We start from the raw sequence: 19,599 nt of genomic DNA on the forward strand, positions 1-19,599 counted from the left end.
ACAACCCTTGTTCTGGTTGAGAACTCACCTCACTGACCTCAAACGGGTAATTCTCAAACACCATAATGGAGTCAAACAACGGGTTTTCACTGTCCACATCACTCCACGAGTGAATATCCACTAATGCACTGTGCGCGTATTGATCATGGGACAATTGAGACTGATGGATTTGCTGAACCCAACGAGAAATCGACAGATCATTCTCAGGTAAAATAACTCTTGTCGGTAATGTATTAATAAACAAACCGACCATATCTTCTACACCAGATAAGGCCTCTGGTCGACCAGAACGAGTAGTACCAAACACCACATCTTGACTACGACAGTAACGGCTTAATAAGAGTGCCCAAGCCCCTTGGAAAAGAGCACTTAATGTCACGTTCATCTGTTTAGCACGTGAACGAAGCTGCGAAGAGAGCGACTCATTCAGCTGAACATGATGCTCCCCTTGTCCATTCAATGCCTCTTCCTGCTCAATAAGCGTTGGTATTGCTTGGGAAACTGACGTTGGCGTGGTGAACCCTAACAAGTACTCCTGCCAATAGGTTCTTGCTTTCGACTCATCTTGCTCAGACAACCATTTAATGTATTGCTTATAAGCAGGTGTACTCGGTAAATCCAGTGTGTTTGAACAAGCGATACTTTGATAAATCGTACTTAAGTCTTTCAGCAATAAAGGAAGACACCAGCCATCAATCAGCGCGTGATGGTGAGTCCACACCAATCGATAACTCTCTGCAGACTGCTGTACCAACACAAGCTTCATTAACGGAGCCTGTTTCAAGTCGAATGGCACTTGCTTTTCAGCCGCCAGTAACTCACTCCAGCGATCTTCAAACGCCTGATGTTCTAACTCCAACCACTGCTCTTCACGCCATGGGACCTCGGCTTTAACTTCTACAAGCTGCAAAGGTTTATCGAGCCCAGTGTGAACAAACGCGGTGCGTAACGCATCGTGTCTATCCACCAACACTTGCCACGCCTGCTTTAGAACCTGAGGCGAGACTTGGCCTAACTCCAACACCATTTGGGTAATGTAGAGGCCCGTTTCTGGTGCCAACTGAGAATGAAATAACATACCAGCTTGCATAGAGGTAGCGGGATATAGCTCGGCAATATCATGCTCTGCTTGCAGTTGATCCAGCTTACCCTGGCTGATCAAGGCTAATGGATAGTCACTTGGCGTACTTTGGCGAGGCGCAGCGACACAGTGTTCAATAATGCTGTTCAGATGATCATGATAGCGATTCAGCAGCGCTTCCATCGTGCTACTTTGGTACTGCTGCTGATTGAACTCCATACTCAAGTGAAGCTGATCGTGCTGAACAATGCTTTCAACACTCAGACGATGGGTACGTTTTCGCTCGGAACTAATGCAAGCCTCGGCCTCTTCAAAACGGCCATTGAGTACAATTTCATCACCATGTTGCTTCTCTTCACTGTGCTCAAATTGGCCCAAATAGTTAAAAAGAATATCCAAGGTTGGCGCAGCGTTTAAACCTTCATCTTGACACAGGTGTTTTAGCACACCGAATCCAAGGCCTTTGTTAGGAACCGAACGAAGCTGCTCTTTTACCGCTTTGATCTGGGCGCCAAGATCATCGAATTCATTGGTTAAAATAACTGGGTAGGTCGTCGTAAACCAACCAACCGTGTCGTTCAAGTTCAACGTATCGTCCAGCACCTCTCGCCCGTGGCCTTCCAGCTCTAAGCGAATGGCTTGGCTATGTTGCCACTCTGTGATCGTCAGCAATAGAGCAGTAAGGAGCAAATCATTTATCTGAGTGTTATAGCACTGGTTAGCCTGGTGCAATAAAGCCAGACTGGACTCTACTGTTAACGCTAACGAGACCGTTTCACTTTGACGCCAACTTTCATCGGCATCTTGCTCACTCGTCACCAACTCAGGCGTTATTGCTTCCACCTCGGCCTGTACGATGTCATGCCAATAAGCACGTTCTTTCTCTACATCTTCAGACGCTGCATAGGCCTCAAGCCACTGACCCCACGCTTGGTAACTGCTACTTTTTGCTCCGAGATCAACCGAGCCACTGTCTCGTAATTGGTTCAGAGCAAGTTGCAGATCATCCAACAAAATACGCCACGACACCCCATCGACGATTAAGTGATGGATCACCCAAGTCGCAGACAATGTCTGCTCACCTTCCAGCAGCACCAGTTTAGACAACGGAGCTTGAGTTAAATCAAACCCACTTTGCGCAGCGCAAACTTCAGTATCGTAATCCGCTTGTGTGGACACACGGACAAGATTTTTTTCAATTTGCTCTTGTGAGATCGCACCATAACAAGCTTGTAATTCTTCACCCTTAGAGACAAAAGTCAGCCTAAAGACATCATGACGCTCATAAATGGCTACCAGCGCTTGAACAAGATGTTTTGTGCTAAGCTCTTTTGGCAATGAAAACTGCATCGCCTGATTAAAATGATGCTGATCAGTGACATCACTTTCAAAAAACCAGCGCTGAATAGGCAGTAAAGGTTGCTTTCCTTTAACGGTAAAATCCCCTTCCGACACGGTTTCAATAGCAGCAATATGCTTTGCCAGCTCATGAATCGTCTGATGTTCAAATAACTGTCGTGTCGTCAATGAATAGCCTGCACGTAAGGTGCGGGATGCGACCTGTATGGCTAAAATCGAATCCCCGCCAATGGCAAAAAAGTTCTCATGAATACCAACTTTAACGATCCCCAAAACATCCTGCCAAATGGCGCACAATATACGTTCATGATCCGTTTGCGGCGCGACATACTCACTTTGTGATTGGTAATCAGGCACTGGTAACGATTTGCGATCTATTTTTCCATTCGTAGTGAGAGGCAACGTCACCATAGCGACTATTGCACTTGGCACCATGTAATGTGGCAGCTGCTGAGTCAGCGCTAAACGTAGCTCACTTTCATTCAACTCATGGCTCGGAGACATAACGACATACGCCACCAAACGTTTATCTCCAGGGTGATCTTCACGAACCGTGACGTGTACTTCACTCACCGCTGACTGGCCAAGCAGCGCACTTTCAATTTCACCTAATTCAATTCGGAAGCCACGAATTTTCACTTGATGATCAATACGAGCCACAAATTCTAAATTGCCGTCAGGTAACCAGCGAACCCAGTCACCACTGCGGTACAACTTCTTGTTGTTATCTAAAAAGTGTGGAACAAATTTTTCATTAGTCAGATCAGCTCGATGTAAATAGCCTTGCGCCAACCCTTCGCCACCAATATAAAGCTCCCCAAGAACCCCAACGGGTACAGGTGACTGATTTTCATCTAAAACATATGTCTCAACACCCGGAATTGGTTGACCAATATGAATTTGTTCCTCATTTGGCTCCATTCGGCCTAATGTTGCACACACAGTACTTTCAGTCGGTCCATAGGCGTTGATGAAGTCGCGATCTTGTCCCCACCGAGCAACCAGATCCGATGGACACGAATCACCTGCTACAACCAATGTTTTCACACTGGCCCACTCTTTCAAATCCAGTGCAGGCAATAATGCTGGTGGTAATGTCGCGTGAGTAATTTGGGCTTTATTCACCGCCGCCGACAATGCCGTGCCCGATTTAATGCAGTCTTCATCATAAATGAACAGTTGCGCGCCTGAACACAAGGTCATTACCCATTCCCATGTTGCGGCATCAAAACTGATCGAAGCAAATTGCAGCACTCGGCTTTCTGGTGACACATTTAATAGCGTTTTCTGACCATAAGCGAGGTTCACCAAACCTTGATGTTGCAGTAACACGCCTTTGGGTTTTCCCGTCGACCCCGATGTATAAATGGTATAAGCCAAGCTTTGTGGTGTTAAGGAAGACCCTTTTTGTACTTTCTCATTATTGAGTGAAAGCAGTTGCGTTTTCACCTCTGGAGTATCTAAAGCAATACACTGCGCATCTGTTTCTGGCAAACGATCACGTAAGGCATGATGCAATAAGATAACCCGTGATTGGCTATCGGTGATCATATGCTTAAGGCGATCCTGTGGGTAACTTGGATCCAGTGGCAAATAAGCACAGCCTGCTTTTAAGATCCCTAATACTGATACAAACAAAGACGCAGAGCGCTCTATACATACACCAACTAACTCGCCTTCTTGTACACCATGTTCAAGAAGTAAAGAAGCAAGTTGATTGGCTTTTGTGTTTAATTCAGCGTACGTGAGTGTCTCTTGGGAGTGCTCTCCTAGATATGACAATGCAATGGCATCGGGTTGACGTTGTGCCTGTTGTTCAAACAAGTGGTGAACACAATCTGCGTCTATGCTGCTTTCTGGGCCATGTGCCCACTCAGATACAAGCTGATTTTTTTCATGGCCAGTCAGCATTTCACACGTCAGAACCTTTCGCTCAGGCGCTGCCACAACCGATTGCACCAAAACGAGTAAGCGTTCCGCTAAGCGTGAAATGGTATCTGGTAAGAATAAATCCTCGCTGTATTCCCAGTCGAGTACTAACTCATCATCTTGCTCTATGGCATTCAAGGTGAGATCAAACTTCGCATGTACAGTGTCGGTCTGAACTGGTGTTGCCACTACATCATGTAAGTCATATTCCGTTTGTTCATTGTTTTGTAATACCAGCATAATTTGGAACAATGGGTGATAGCTCAACGAACGATCGGGCTGCATTTCATCCACCAAACGTTCAAACGGCAATTGCTGGTTATCAAACGCTTCTAATGCACTTTCTTTGCATTGATCCAATAAATCATTAAAAGAGGGATCACCAGAAAGGTCGGTTCGGCAGACTAATGTATTGACAAAAAAGCCAATCAAATCGGCCAAATCTGCGTGATCACGGTTGGCCGTTACGGTGCCTATCACGACGTCTTTTTCTTGGCTATGACGACTCACCAACGTAGATAATACCGCTTGTAAGCCCATAAATAGTGTCGCACCACGACGTTGGCACAAGCGCTTAAATTCACCAAGTTGGCTGCTCTTTAAGACATTGCGATAGCGTCCACCACGAAAGCTTGATGTCGTTGGCCTCACCTTATCAAGTGGCATACTATGCAGCTCTGGGATCCCTTGCAATTTGCCTTTCCAGTACTGAAGCTGCTGCTCAAGAAGCGGTGCATCTGACTCGGTTCTCTGCCACTGAGCATAATCCGCATACTGAATGGGTAATTGAGGTAAGTCGTTTTGTTGCACTCCGAGTCTGGAGAGGTAAAGCTGGCTTAATTCTTTCTCAAAGACACTCAACGACCAACCATCTGCGGCGATGTGGTGAAACACAATAATAAGTTGATGTTCACTGGCGCTGACTTCTATCAGGTGGGCACGCAGCATTAAATCGCGTGTTAAATCAAACTCACCACTAATGACTTCCTCTTGAGTTTGGGCAATTGCCTGCGCTCGTTGAGCCGAAGTGAGTGTTAACACTGGAGATTCAGTTAAAGGAAATTGCTCAATTTCTGGCAACACAATCTGCTGAACGTGAGCGCTTTCTTGTTCACCATAAACAGTACGAAGCACTTGGTGACGATTAACAATGGAAGTGAGCGCCTCAGAGAGTGCTGCTTTATTTAGCACTCCCTCTAATTTAATCACCAGCGGAATATTATAGTGGCTGGATCCTTGAAGCTGATCTAACACCCACATTTGTTGCTGAGAAAATGACAGTTGAGCTGGTTTTTCATCTCCATGTGACACAATTGGCGATACAGCCGAGCTTTGATTGCCTAGATCAATAACAGCCGCCAACTCATGTAAAACATGAGCTTTAAATACCTCGTGGATACTCAATTGAACATCAAAATGCGCTTTAAGCTGAGTTAATAATCGCATGGCCAATAAAGAGTGACCACCTAGTGAGAAAAAGTTGGCTTGACGACCAATGGCTTCTTCAGATTTCAATACCGTTTGCCAAATGTCTGCCAACGCCATTTCTGTGGCAGTTTGAGGAGCCTCATAGCTTTCTTGACGAGGCAATGCAGGCTCTGGCAACGCTTTTCTGTCCACTTTTCCGTTGGGTGTTAACGGCAAACAATCGAGCATTACCCAAGCCGTTGGGATCATGTGCTCTGGTAAATTCGTTGCTAGATCCGTACTTAAACGGTTAAACCAAGCTTTAGAGTCCAAGACCTCATCTGAAGGTACAAGGTAAGCCACCAGCTGCTTGTCACCTAAAGGGGTTTCATGTGCAATAACAACAGCTTGACTCACTGTATCTAGCTGACCCAATGCCGTTTCGATTTCCCCAAGTTCAATTCGAAATCCGCGTATTTTTACCTGATGATCAATACGGCCAAGATACTCAATCTCCCCTTCAGGCAGCCAGCGCGCTAAGTCTCCCGTACGATAGATGCGAGAGTCTGATGCATCCAGTTGGTGAGGGTTATCAAGAAAGCTTTTTTGGGTCAGGTCCTCTCGATTGTAATACCCACGAGCGACCCCAACACCCGTAATAAACAACTCTCCGACAACACCAATGGGAACGGGATTGAGCTCGCTGTCTAGAATATGCAATTTAATATTATCTATTGGTTTACCAATCGGCACAGAGCGCCCAGTAAAATTAGGCGTACAGTGATGATAGCTCACCTCAATGGACGCTTCTGTCGGACCGTATAAATTCAATAATTTTGCACCATGCCCGGCAAGAAAACGATTCTGCACATCGACAGAAAGAGCTTCACCACTACACACCACCAAACGTAAACTGTCTGTTTGATGCTGAAATCGCCCATCCGCGATGAAACTTGCTAACATTGGTGGAACAAAATGGATCACACTGATTTTCGCTTGGTTAATCACATCCAATAGATAATCAACGTCTTTGTGCCCATCTGGTCTTGCCATTACCAATGTGGCTCCGCTGGTTAACGGCCCATAGTATTCCCAAACGGAAACATCAAACCCAAAAGGCGTCTTTTGCAGCACATTGTCTTCTGTTTGAAAGCCAAAAGCTTTTTTACCCCAATGGATACGATTGACTAAGCCCGAATGCTGATTCATCACTCCTTTTGGCTTACCCGTAGACCCTGAGGTATAAATGATATACACCAAATTTTGAGAGTTAAGCCCTTCAACTTTTGGATTGTAAACGTAGTCCGACTTTTGGCTTAACGATTGCCAAAGTTCACTGTCATCAACAAGCACATGATGTTCTGCCTTGAGCCCAATTTGAGATTCCAGCTCACAATCTGTGATCAAGATATCTGCCCCACTGTCAGTGAGCATGTAAGACAAGCGTTCACTTGGGTAGCTCGGATCTAATGGAACATAGGCTCCCCCCGCTTTATTAACGGCGATGATCGATACCATCATTTCGATAGAACGCTTAAGACAAATCCCAACACGTTTTTCTGGTCCAATACCAAGGGCCACCAAATGATGAGCTAATTGATTGGCTCGTTCATTTAACTGTGTGTAAGTCAGACTTTTCTGTTCAAACTGAATCGCAACCTCATCAGGAGTAATGACAACCTGCTCTTCAAACAAATGATGGATACATTTATCCTGCGGATAATCCGCCGCTGTTTGATTCCATTTTGTTAAAATTTGCGTCTGATCGTCACGGCTCATAAGCGATAAGCTCGCTATGCTTTGCTCAGGTGACGAGATAATGCTTTTTAATAAGTAGGTAAATTGCGACGCCATACGAGACATTGTATCGGCCGTAAATAACGCCGCATTGTAGTGCCAATACAAACCAAGGCCACTTTCCTGCTCATCAAAAATAAGCTCAATATCGCACTGAGCCTGAGCCGCATTCCTCACCATGACTTCGGTATCAAGGCCGAACAAGGAACACGTTTTGGTTGTAGGTCTAGTGGATAATTTTATTTGAAAAAGAGGCTGAAGTGGTATCGTGTCTGTTATTTGAAGCGAATCCACAACTTGCTCAAAAGCAACGTGTTTATGTTGTTCTGCTTGACGGTAAACAGACTGACTTTGTTCAAGCAAAGTACTAAAACTCGGAAATCCTTCTAAATCTAAACGAAGTGCCAATACGTTAGAAAGGTGATTAATAAAAGTGTGATGTGATGGCTGACTTCGAGTATCAACAGACGTTCCGATAACAATATCGGTATCATTACTGTATCGACTAATAAACACGGACAGAGCAGCATGTAACCCACAGAACAAACTCACTTTTTGTTCCTGGCATAGCTGTTTAAAGGCAAAAGCGCTTTCACTCTCTAGCCCAATATACTGCATTTTTTCTTGGTATCCGTGATTCACTGGACGCGGCAGGTCTAGAGGTAGGTTGTGAACCTTTGGTAGCCCTGAAAGCTGCTGTTTCCAGTAGTTTAGCGAGTCCTCTGTTTTCTTATCCAACTTACTTTGCTGTAAGTACTCTGCGTATCCAGCGTAGTGCTCACTAAGTGGTTCTAACTTTGGGATCTGCCCTTGTACTATTGCCGAATAAAAATAGCTCAACTCTTGAAGTAACACCACCATGGACGATTCATCGCATGCCAATGGGTGCACCGTGATGAGTAAGGCTGCCTGATCGCTACTCAAACGAATAAGTGAAGTACGCAGCAGAAAATCAGATTCTACTTTAAATGGTGTATTGGCTTCTGTGCTCTGAGCCTCTTCGATGTACGTCGCCTGTTTATCTTGGCCCAGATCAGAAATATCCGTTTGTACCATTGACCACTGTGCTGGTAATTTCTGTACCACCCTATTTTTTTCTTCACTTGGATCAACGCAGGTCATACGAAGACTTGGATGTCTAACAACAATTTGTTGGAATGCCTTTTCTAAAGCGTTAACGTCAACGTTGCCGCTGAGCTTGATCGCGACTGTTCTATTATCATAGCCGCAACTCCCCTCACTCAGCTCATTCAACAACAAATCCTGTTGTCTAAATAACAATGAATGTTCTTCACCTTGACGCATACTTTCCTTTTTCAAAATCTCTCTCCTAAAACTTTTATTAACATTCCGTGTCACAGCAGGTCATTAACCGGTTATTGTTGTTGTCGGAATAAATCTATCAATAATTCTTATGAATCAAAGCGCGCAATATAATATTCAATGCATATTAATATGTAAATATAAAATAACTGTGAATTTATAGTTAAATTAAACACTTACTAATGAAAAGGATTTGATTGAAACTCATTCTCAATAACAGGTAGCACATAAATGTGAAGGCTTCTATTAACATAAGAGTTAATAAAACTAATCTGAATAACAAAAGTATGGAGAACACTTACAGCAATAAAACTGCCTTTAGTCCCATCAAGAGGCACAAAAACAACATCATTTCAGCCAGTTTACCGCCGCTAGATGCTCCGTTAAATCGGTGATATTTTGATCGCTAGAATGCTTCGTCTGGTAAAATGCAGGAGTAGTCAGGCACTGCCAAGCTGGCAGATGAAATGGATGATTAGCGCGTAGAGGCTTTTCTTAGGGTGCCGTTTGGACCAGTCACTCTCAGCATCATGGTACGCAATATAGCGGCTATTTTATGAAACGTTATAAATGGTAGGAGTAAAAATTCTTTTTCGTCGTGAGCTCACAGGCTTGCTATGTGTCTCAATGAAGATGAAATACTTGGAAAGTAGAGTTAAAAAATTTTCATCAGCCACAGAGTGCCCAAAGCAAAGCTTGTGTAGCCCCTAAATATATTTAGGAGCTATACATTACTGATTGATTACAATGGGCTAAAGCACAGTAGCCAATAGGCTACCCAGCATACGCTTTCTTCTTTTCTGGCTCTTTAACTGCCTTCGCAGGCCAAGAAAGCCAAATACAGGCGACAACAATCAGTGTGCCCCCTAATGCCGTTAACCAATCTGGAACTTCATCCCAAAAGATGACGCCCCATAAAATGTTAAACGCTAAACCTATATAACGAGTAACGGCCACAACCGCTGCATTTTCGTGAGTAAACGCTTTGGTTAAAAAGATCTGACCAAGTAGAGAAACCACACCGATCGCGATCAAATACAACCAAGTAATACCCTGTGGCATAACAAATTCATCTTTCATTAACACCGCCGAAATAACCGTTGCTGTGGCTAAAAAATAAAAGATGATTTCATAAGTATGATGACTTTTACTTAAATGACGGATCGTGATTGATGCCCCAGCAGCAAAAATAGCGCTCGCAACACCCGCTAGGGCGTAGATATTAAATGCACTGAATCCAAATGGATCGATCACCATACCAACGCCAATCAAGACCAAAGGCAATAAAAATTTCGCGCGTGCAGGTAAACGCTCTCCCAGTACAAGACTGGATAACACAATCACAAAAAAGGGAGAAAGATACGCTAAGATAGCCGCATCAGCCAGTGGAATATGCGCAATTGTATACACAAACGCCAACAAATACAGTGCGCCAAATACCCCCCTTAATACCAATAGAGGAACGCCTTGGGTTGAAAAAGCCACCCGAGCTTGACACATTAATAGAAGCACTAATACCGTGCCAATAATACTGCGAAAGAACACTATCTCTGCGCTTGGAATGGTCAAACTTGCGGCTTTAATCAACGCGTTCATGGCACTAAAAACGAGGGCTGACGCAATGGCCAGCAAAACACCTTTGTTCATTATGCTTCCTTACTTTTTTCTGAGTCACTATCCAAGTCGAGTGAATGTAGGATGATCTCGGCAACTTGCTGTGAAGACTGCTTTAATTGTTCAATAAGCTGATGGTTTTGTGTTATTGATTCATGCTGAAGATGCGTTTCAAACCATTGTTCAAATCGCTCCACAAATCGAGAGACGGCAACCACAGGTAGTTGAAAGGCTTTCGCCAAATCGTAAAACACATACATGGCCTTCATGTCTTCTAATGGCACCCTAGGTACAATAAGTACATTATTTTCGTCCACAGCTTTTGGGAAAGGCACGGCGGAAAAATCAAAGTAGCGTCCTTCTTTATTCGGCTCTGAAAACGGATCAACCAAAATAGAGGCATAACGCACATACAATAAATATTCCTGTTTATCCGCAGTATATTTATCAAAGTTGTCGATATCAAAACGCCGAATACTTTTTTCTAAAACTGGATAATTATCATCATTTAAGAACTTTAATAAGTTAATAGGCTCAGCATGTACGCGCCTGACAATACTAGATATGTCTTTCCACAGCTGCACCATTTCTTTCATCACAACCGGGGTGATCGGCCCTTCAGGAAACAGCTTATACATGTATTTTGGCGGCCCACTTTGATCCAATAGTTGATTAAGAGAAAACTCATTAACAAACAAAGGAGGATGGACATAAGCGGTAATGCTTCTGGCTTCTACACTAAAACAATCTGATAAGATCACGACATCAATACCAACAGAGCCCCACATATGAACTAAAGCGGCTTGTGTGTTTGATATGGTTGACGGTTCAGGGCTCGGGTAAGAGGCAAGATAGATCCGCTTTTTACGAGCTTTAGTGATCACATTTACTCGGCTATTTGAACACTTACCCTCATTATTTTCTGTGCGATCCCCTTTTGTTGCCGCAAAATATGTCGACAAACTAACTACTTCGACGTGTTGCCCTACACATTGGAATTGATGATTCACCACCAAATGAGCCCCAAACGAAGACGACAGCAGTATGACGCGCTGAATTCTATCCAGCTTCTGAAGTGGGATTTGCTTTAGCACTTTCTGATAACCATCGGCTGGCACACACAGCACCATGGTATCCCACTGATTTTCTATCTTGTCCAGTTGTCCATAGCAACACTCAAAACAAGCCACACCCGCCAATGAGGTTAACGTCAACTTTGCAGGCACCACACTGACTTGACCCGCAGCCTTGTACTGCGCTTGAAAATCAGACCAATGGTCAGAACTTCGGCTGGCAATACCCAGTTGTTTCACCCATCCACCAGCGAGCAATACTGCCATTTGAATGGCCGCAGGACCTGCACCAATGAGCAGTGTATTACCTAAGCTTTCTCTGGCTTGCTGTTGACGGCGTTCAATAGTGGGGTTTTGCTCACTGCGCCCGGCACCTAGAGGTGAATTATTTATATCGCTTGCGTACACATTGTTTGCATAAAGACTGCTCATATCAACATTTCTCCATCATAACCACGTCATAAATGGCGTGCTGATTGTCAATCAACGTACTAGACCAACCAAGGGACAGATTTGGATTAAAAGGGTAATTAAAAGCGGACTTTATCCCATTGCCAAACCGCACCAAAATACGAGTACTGTCCGATATTAATGGACGAAGCTCTGCTAATACCTCCCACTTGTGTTCAACCAAAGAAGCAATGATCACATGAGTTGGCGTGTAACGATGTAATACTTCTTTTAGTGGTTCATGCGTAAACATGATTTGTTGGGATTCCTGTTTTAGCTCGGATGCCAATTGCACAGCTCTTTCATCAATATCAACCCCCAATACATTCGCATTCGTTAACTGAGCAATGGTAAACGCGGATAATGGGTATGATCCTGAACCAATAAACAACACTTTAGAATCATGATCGATCTTTGATTTAGCTAACTCCTCTGAGGCACTGACACTTAATCGTTCTAAATACTGAGTGATGTCTAACGAATGGGATTTCGCACACTCCGATTGGTGCCTTTCTAACAAACACAGTGACTGACTTGCTGTTTCTCTTAACTTTTTTAATTGTCTGTCCACTTCACTGCACAATACGTATTTTTGCCAAACTGCATGATGCGTTGGCTCACGAATAAAATCGCATAACTTGTCCAATCGCTCTTGAACAAGGGTATAACATTCACAACTCTCTAAACTGTATCGAGATAACGATGAAAGCTGCGCTTCAAAGGCGGTGATCTCCGCCAACAATTGATATTTATCAGTAGACATGATCTCTGCGTCTTATCCATTTATGATCTTAAAAACATTTACCAAACGACATCATGGCGTGTTGGCCGTGTAGGGGTAACGTGCCAATGACCTTGGCTACATAGCCCCACATCCACCTCAACCTGATAAACTTGTTCTAATAACTCAGAGGTCAACACGGATTTGGGCTCACCCGATGCCACTACATTGCCGTGGTTCAATAACAATAATTGATCGGCGTAACGCGCAGCCAAAGACAAGTCATGTAACACCGCAATTGTGATTGCTCCACTCTCGCGGGTGTACTGCTTTGCGAGATCCAACACTTGAACCTGATGGCGCAGATCTAAGGCACTGGTTGGTTCATCAAGTAACAGAACTTTAGGAGTTGAAATCAGTGCCTGTGCCATCGCAACCATTTGTTGCTGCCCGCCACTCAAGGCGTTAAATCGCCGTGTCGCGATAGACCATAAACCAAGTGACTTGAGCATTTCTTCGGCACGCGATTGCTGTTGCTCAGTCACCCGCCACGTTAGCTGATTCACAAGCCCTAACAACACCATTTCAATCACCGTTAACTGACTGGGCGATTTATTAAGCTGGCACAAATAAGACACTTGATTTATTGGGCCAGAATCCATTCCGGTATGAAGGTTCACCTCTCCTTGATAAGAAGTAACGCCCATAATGGACTTCAGTAAAGTGGTTTTCCCCGTGCCATTAGGTCCTAAGATTGCCGAAAACTGCCCACCGACAAACTCAGCAGACAGATCCGATAAAATCCGCTTTCCCCCAAGTGAAACAGACAAGTTTTCTACACCAAGACGATTCATGACGCGAACCTCTTACTCACCAACAAATAAAGAAGAAACGGCACCCCAACCAATGAGGTCACAATCCCAATTGGAATAATGGTGCCCGGCACCACTAATTTAGAAACTAAAGAAGCCAGCCCGAGAACCAAAGCCCCCATCATGGTCGCCATGGGTAAGTAGAACCGCTGATCTTCTCCCACTAACATGCGGGACAGATGCGGAGCCACTAACCCCACAAAGCCAATCGTTCCAACAAAAGACACCGCGCCCGCGGTTAGCAAAGAGCACAACAGAAACATACGAAGCCGAAGTTTATCGGTTCGAATCCCTAAACTTTGCGCCCTATCATCACCAGCAGACAACGCCGTCAGCGACCACACTTGTGGTACTACACACATAATAGAGAACACTAGAATTGCACCAGCCACTCCTACCGAGATCCAACTGGCCTTAAGTAAGCTCCCGAATAACCAGAACACAATTTGTTGCAGAACTTCAGGAGAAGCCATGTACTGAACAAGAGATTGTAATGCTTGAAAGAAGAACAGCACCACAATACCAGCCAAGATCAGTACCTTGGCGTCCATATTTCGCCCTTTACCTATAAAGAAAATGGCAAAGCTGGATAACGCGGAGGCCAAAAAAGCGGACACAGGCACACCCAGCCAAGCATGCCCAAAAAAAGTAAGACCCGATAAAATAGCAACAGCAGCACCAAACCCGGCAGCAGCCGAAACGCCCAAGGTGTAAGGGCTTGCCAACGGGTTAGCCAATAGCGTTTGCATGAGCCCACCGGCTAGCCCCAAAGAAGCCCCTACCACCAAACAAGTTAACGTTAATGGCAACCGTAACTGCCAAATAATTGTGGAATGAAGCGAATCTCCACTCGGACCATTCCATAACGCATAAAGCACGTCACTGATGCTCATCCAAGAAGAGCCTATGCCTAGATCGGCAATCACAATCAAACTTAAAACAATGGAAGCCAACAGTATTAAACGAAAACGTGCTCGGTTTAATTCTGTATAAATACGGCTTGACTGAACTTTTTCTGAAGCCAACGTATTCATGACGCTTTTCATCACCCTTCAACTTGGATCATAAACGTACCATCAAGCTTTAAAGGCATAAATTGCTCAAAAAAGGCTTGATGATTCTTCTTTGGATCCACATCTTTAAACGCTTCTGGGTAAATGGATTTAGCCAAGTATTGTAAAAATACGTGATCATAAATGGTTCGTGTACCTGAGTGGTACATGCCATAAAAGTCATTGTTTTTTATGGCGCTGAGCTTGTCCCAACCTTGACGTTTCAAATAAGGGGCATATCGCGCTTGAGCCTGAGCTTCCGTCGTACCAAAACCTAATAGTGCACTGTCGTTATATTTTGACCAATGAGCACCAGACACAAAAATTACTTCCGGATCTTGGCTTAATACATATTCAGGAGTTAGGTGCGCTGAGCCTTTGAATTTACCTGTTGCAATATTATTGGCTCCTGCCAACGCTAACAGTTTACCCCACATGGAGGTGCTATAGCTTTTCCCATATTCATCGGCCCCGCCTGTGCCAATTTCAACATACACACGCTTTGCTGGATGTTCATCCAAATAGTTAGCCACCCGCTGCTGAACATCAGCCACTGTGGTTTCATATTCGGTTGCAATTTTTTCGGCTCGCTGTTCTACCCCCATCACCTTACCGATCACACGAGTACTGGCGACATGCTTTTCCACTGTTTGTGCATTAAAATCAACCACCACCACTTTAATGCCAACTCGCTCAAGCAACGCCACTTTGTCACCCAGAGATTTATATTGCCAAGCAGCAAGCAACGCCACATCGGGCTTCACGGTTAGCAACTTCTCAAAATCGAACGTTCCCGTGTAAATTGAGCCCGAATCTGCAATACTTTCTAATTCTGGAATAACTTTGGTATAAGTTGCCCACTGAGACTGGCGATAGTCTTTCCAAGACGCACGCGGGAAAATAGCGACTTTACTGTATGCTTCAGGCCCTGCAATCGCGAGAAAATCTTCAAAATAGAAACCAAGAAAAATGCGTTCTGCTGGTTTTTCTAATGTCACTTCCCTATCGATCACATCTTGAAATGTGATCTCAGCGTGAGCTGATGCAACAAAAAATCCGCACGTCATTACGGCAGATAAGAATAACTGCTTAATTCCCTTCATCATTTATCTCTTTTTATTTAATCAAAAACCAACTGTAACGTTATAACATTACCAAAGTAGACCAAATGAGAATGAATATCATGAAAATTAATGACGACGATAAGAAAGTGGGATTAACATCAGAAAATAAAATGTAACTGATAGAATTAAATGTTACCTAAGATGTAGGAAGCGAGGGTATAAGGTGTGTTGACTGAGAAAGGCGATTTAATCCGGTTTAATATAACGATAAGTAAGGTTGATCCTTTCTGACTTCGGCATCTTTGTTTTAGGTACGCAATGTTGCCAATCGCGCTGCATGTCCCCTGCCATAATGAGTAAACTACCAGATACCAGATCAAACGTGATTTTCTGTTTGGTTTCTTTATGTTTAATATGAAACTTACGCGTTTCCCCAAAACTCAATGATGCAATGATGGGCTGCTCCCCAAGCTCTGGTTCATTGTCGCTGTGCCAGCCATTAGAGTCATTACCATCTCGATATAAATTAGCAAGCACTGAATTGAAATTTGTCATTGCTACTTGCTCACATCGTACTTTCAGATCCGAAAGAAGAGCAAGCCAAGGTCTCGGTTCCATGGTCAAATTTGAATAACGGTAACGCTTATCCCCATACCATGACTGTAATCGAGGAATGGGCATCGTTTTACCAAACAGCGTGATATTATCCCTTTGCCATTGTATTTGTTCACGGAGGCTTTCAAAAAGTCCATATGACTCTTCAAGTGCAATAAACTGAGGGTCCCAGTAGAGCTTCCCTCCCTGCAAGCTATGCCATTTCTTGACTTCAAGATCCATATAATTTGCCCTTAACGCACTACAACCAAAACCACAACTGACACGAGCGTAAGCTGTATCAACCCAGATTAGAACAGTACCTATCGTTTATATTTTTTGTATAAAGAATCAACAGAGTGATCAAAAAACTCTTTTAAGTGCCGCTTTGCTTCCGGAATTGAAACCACATCGAAACTTTTAGAAACCGCTTTACGATTAAAAATATTGAGAAATCCAGGCTTAACCACGATATCCAGATCAAGCAATCCTTCATCATACCCCATAGGTGTAAATTGATAAGTGGCGTACTTACTGTCTTCATCGCCCAGAATAAAGAAAAAGCCACCTCCCTCACCTAACTCTTCAAATAACTCTGACTCTCTAACCCAAGGGTAATTGTCTATAATGTCACATAATTCTCTGTGCAATTTTACTTCTTTTTCATGATTAACCAGCTCAGGTCCATCAACTCGGTGCTGATAATATGCTTTTACTGAAACCATACTGTTTCCTTATGCCACTAACGGAGAATAGCTACCTTTTCCTAAGTCACAGCGTGCCATATTGAGTGAAGGCGCACAAAGAGCAAGAGATGAAAATGCTACCTACCTTCAGAGTAAACCGCCAAAATGTCCCTAAATACTCAATCCCAGCAAAATAAATACATTGGTCTGATGACTTACTGGACCGTATTGTATTAACTGAGAGAATAATCAATAATGCATTTCATAAAATCGCACTCCTTTGAGATGCACGTCACATAAAATGCTCACTTTCGCATACCTTAGGTGTAACTGTTTTGAAATCATTATCTTGGACGATTGTTTCCCCTGCAATCATAATTGCCCTGCTCTGCACATTGTTTTTCTCTCTTGCATCACCGTTTGTGTTAGAGCGTTTTGCCAAAGAAATTGCTATTGATAATGCCCAAAATTTGGTCTCTACGTTTCGTAATGTCCGAAATTATTTTTCAACCCATGTCATTAATAAAGTCGTGGAAAATGGTAATTTTCATATTACCCCTATGCATAAGGACGATGAGTTTGGTGTGCCTGTACCTGCCACTTTTTTAATGGAGATGGTGGAAAATGACACCCACATTACCACGTCATTAAGCAGCCCTTACCCTTTTAAGAATCGCATGGATCGTATCCAAGATGATTTCCAAAAACGCGCTTGGTCAGCCCTTAGTGACAAAGCCGATGATTTTTACGTCGAGTTGATCAGAAAAAACAACAGCACCATTGTCCGTGTGGCTCAGGCAGACAGGCTCAGCGCCCAAGCTTGTGTCGACTGCCATAACAATCATCCCTATTCTCTGCGTAATGATTGGGAGCTCAACGACGTACGAGGGCTATTGGAGGTCAATACCGTTGTTGATGGATGGCTTGAGCGAGGAGCAATGGTCAGCAAAAGCTTAACGATCATAACCTTGCTTGGTTTGATCATCATTATGTTCATCAACTACCGAGTCGCTCGTAAGGTATCAACACCTTTAGGAAAAATTACTGACTCCTTGAGCCTACTCGCACAAGGTAAAGATACTGACATTAAAGAAGTTTCAGGGGATTACCAAGAAATCGCAGAGCTTCAACACGCTTTTAATGGGCTGCATAAAAAAGAGCAACAACGACGCTGTCTAATCAAAGAAGTCGAACATTTAGCGTACTTCGATCCCCTCACCAATTTAGCCAATAGAACTGGGTTTATCACCTCGTTAGATCAATTACTCGTGGCAGAAAAAGCCCAGAATGGGGATGTGAGCGTTTTGCTTATTGATATTGACCGTTTCCGAGATGTAAACAACACCTTAGGCTATGATGCTGGTGACGCCATTTTGATCTCAGTAGCCAAACGTTTATCGGCTCTCGTACCTGCCGATGGTTTACTAGCCCGTCTTGGCGAAGATAAATACGCAGTTGCCTTACCACGGCGCGCGCACAGTGGCTGCCAGGGCATTGATCCTTTTATAAACACTGTGATGGATGCCATTTCAACCGAAATTGTATGGCAAGAGCGCACAGTAAAATTAATGCTCAATATTGGTGTTAGCTGCAGCTCTCATGATGCCCAACACGGTGACGATATGTTGATCCAAGCAAACATCGCTTTACACGCTGCCAAAGCAAAAGGCAAAAACCAAGCGGTCCGACATATTCCTGAATTATCGCAAATGGCACGGCAACGGGTCGACTTAGTTAAACAAATCACCCAAGCCATCGACAATAATGAATTTGTGCCTTTCTATCAGCCACAATTCTGCGCTGAAACAGGCCGTATTATTGGTGCTGAAGCCCTGATGCGTTGGAAGAAACAGGATGGTAGCTTAATCTCACCAGGGGAATTTATCCCTTTAGCCGAGCAATCTCACCTTATTCTCCCAATGGGAACTAAGATTTTTGAAAACGCCTGCCTAGACTGTCAAGGTTGGCAACAATACAGCGCACTAAAAGGCGTAAGAGTTGCGGTTAATGTTTCCAGCGTGCAGTTTGCTAATCAAGATATTTTGCAATTAACCAACAACATGCTGACCAAAACAAACATTTCACCAAATTTGGTCGAATTGGAGGTGACTGAAAGTGCGATGCTTGGTGATCTTTCAAAAGTCATTTCTATTCTGGAACAATTAAAACAACTTGGAGTGGAAATTGCGTTGGATGACTTTGGCACTGGGTATTCATCCCTCAGCTACTTAAAGTCGTTACCCATCGACCGCTTAAAAATCGATCGTGAGTTTGTCAAAGACTTACTCAATAACCCAACCGATCAAGCCATACTGAGTATGATCTGCAATCTAGGCAGAGATTTGTCGCTGAAAGTATTAGCGGAAGGTGTCGAAAACAAACACCAATTAGACATGTTAAAAAAGTCAGGTTGCGAAGAAGTTCAAGGGTTCTACTTTGCCAAACCAATGCCACTTGAGGAATTTATCGCCTTTGCTGTTTCTTATCAGAATAAACTGGCAAGCGGCACAACCTCTCTTTGAGCTCGTCCTCATACAAAATCAGCCCAACATGAACATTCATGATGGGCTGATTCTC

General features: G+C 43.7%; 10 protein-coding genes (1 of these 10 only partly in view). 1 reads left to right on the forward strand and 9 read right to left on the reverse strand.

What is annotated here, in order from left to right; translation table 11 throughout:
- The 9 genes from MHO82_RS13290 to MHO82_RS13330 form a co-directional block, all read right to left on the reverse strand.
- Positions 1-8,893 carry the 5' portion of a non-ribosomal peptide synthase/polyketide synthase gene (locus tag MHO82_RS13290; RefSeq protein WP_239184436.1) on the reverse strand. The gene continues 19,649 nt to the left of window position 1, outside the view, so the window shows 8,893 of its 28,542 coding nt (coding positions 1-8,893); it begins with the start codon at positions 8,891-8,893; the stop codon falls past the left edge of the window.
- Positions 8,894-9,670: 777 nt separating this feature from the next.
- The gene (locus MHO82_RS13295; protein WP_239184437.1) at positions 9,671-10,543 is read right to left on the reverse strand and encodes a DMT family transporter; all 873 of its coding nucleotides are present in this window, start codon (positions 10,541-10,543) and stop codon (positions 9,671-9,673) included.
- Positions 10,543-12,015, reverse strand: a complete 1,473-nt coding sequence (locus MHO82_RS13300) for an opine metallophore biosynthesis dehydrogenase (protein WP_239184438.1) — start codon at positions 12,013-12,015, stop codon at positions 10,543-10,545. The genes MHO82_RS13295 and MHO82_RS13300 overlap by 1 nt, the downstream gene beginning before the upstream one ends.
- Position 12,016: 1 nt before the next feature.
- The gene (locus MHO82_RS13305) at positions 12,017-12,796 is read right to left on the reverse strand and encodes a nicotianamine synthase family protein (RefSeq protein WP_239184439.1); all 780 of its coding nucleotides are present in this window, start codon (positions 12,794-12,796) and stop codon (positions 12,017-12,019) included.
- Positions 12,797-12,834: 38 nt separating this feature from the next.
- Complete coding sequence (locus MHO82_RS13310) at positions 12,835-13,608, reverse strand: ABC transporter ATP-binding protein (RefSeq protein ID WP_239184440.1); 774 nt, start codon at positions 13,606-13,608, stop codon at positions 12,835-12,837.
- Entirely contained in the window at positions 13,605-14,672 is a 1,068-nt protein-coding gene (locus tag MHO82_RS13315; RefSeq protein ID WP_343299968.1) for an iron ABC transporter permease, read from the reverse strand. The genes MHO82_RS13310 and MHO82_RS13315 overlap by 4 nt, the downstream gene beginning before the upstream one ends.
- Positions 14,672-15,781, reverse strand: coding sequence for an ABC transporter substrate-binding protein (locus MHO82_RS13320; protein ID WP_343299969.1), 1,110 nt, complete (start codon positions 15,779-15,781; stop codon positions 14,672-14,674). The genes MHO82_RS13315 and MHO82_RS13320 overlap by 1 nt, the downstream gene beginning before the upstream one ends.
- A 207-nt stretch (positions 15,782-15,988) precedes the next feature.
- Entirely contained in the window at positions 15,989-16,579 is a 591-nt protein-coding gene (locus MHO82_RS13325; RefSeq protein ID WP_239184443.1) for an alpha-ketoglutarate-dependent dioxygenase AlkB, read from the reverse strand.
- A gap of 80 nt (positions 16,580-16,659) precedes the next feature.
- On the reverse strand, positions 16,660-17,061 hold the full coding sequence (locus tag MHO82_RS13330) for a hypothetical protein (protein ID WP_239184444.1): 402 nt from the start codon (positions 17,059-17,061) through the stop codon (positions 16,660-16,662).
- Between the two features lie 296 nt (positions 17,062-17,357).
- Here MHO82_RS13330 and MHO82_RS13335 point away from each other — a divergent pair, with 296 nt between their 5' ends.
- The gene (locus tag MHO82_RS13335) at positions 17,358-19,544 is read left to right on the forward strand and encodes an EAL domain-containing protein (protein ID WP_239184445.1); all 2,187 of its coding nucleotides are present in this window, start codon (positions 17,358-17,360) and stop codon (positions 19,542-19,544) included.
- The last annotated feature ends 55 nt before the right edge of the window (positions 19,545-19,599 follow it).

It is taken from the genome of Vibrio sp. Of7-15, assembly GCF_022347565.1.
Taxonomy (GTDB): domain Bacteria; phylum Pseudomonadota; class Gammaproteobacteria; order Enterobacterales; family Vibrionaceae; genus NORP241.

What these genes read in the sequence shown, in the direction of transcription:
- MHO82_RS13320 (WP_343299969.1), bottom strand. Translation starts at nt 15,781, where the DNA reads ATGAAGGGAATTAAGCAGTTATTCTTATCTGCCGTAATGACGTGCGGA.
- MHO82_RS13310 (WP_239184440.1), bottom strand. Translation starts at nt 13,608, where the DNA reads ATGAATCGTCTTGGTGTAGAAAACTTGTCTGTTTCACTTGGGGGAAAG.
- MHO82_RS13295 (WP_239184437.1), bottom strand. Translation starts at nt 10,543, where the DNA reads ATGAACAAAGGTGTTTTGCTGGCCATTGCGTCAGCCCTCGTTTTTAGT.
- MHO82_RS13305 (WP_239184439.1), bottom strand. Translation starts at nt 12,796, where the DNA reads ATGTCTACTGATAAATATCAATTGTTGGCGGAGATCACCGCCTTTGAA.
- MHO82_RS13315 (WP_343299968.1), bottom strand. Translation starts at nt 14,672, where the DNA reads ATGAAAAGCGTCATGAATACGTTGGCTTCAGAAAAAGTTCAGTCAAGC.
- MHO82_RS13330 (WP_239184444.1), bottom strand. Translation starts at nt 17,061, where the DNA reads ATGGTTTCAGTAAAAGCATATTATCAGCACCGAGTTGATGGACCTGAG.
- MHO82_RS13325 (WP_239184443.1), bottom strand. Translation starts at nt 16,579, where the DNA reads ATGGATCTTGAAGTCAAGAAATGGCATAGCTTGCAGGGAGGGAAGCTC.
- MHO82_RS13300 (WP_239184438.1), bottom strand. Translation starts at nt 12,015, where the DNA reads ATGAGCAGTCTTTATGCAAACAATGTGTACGCAAGCGATATAAATAAT.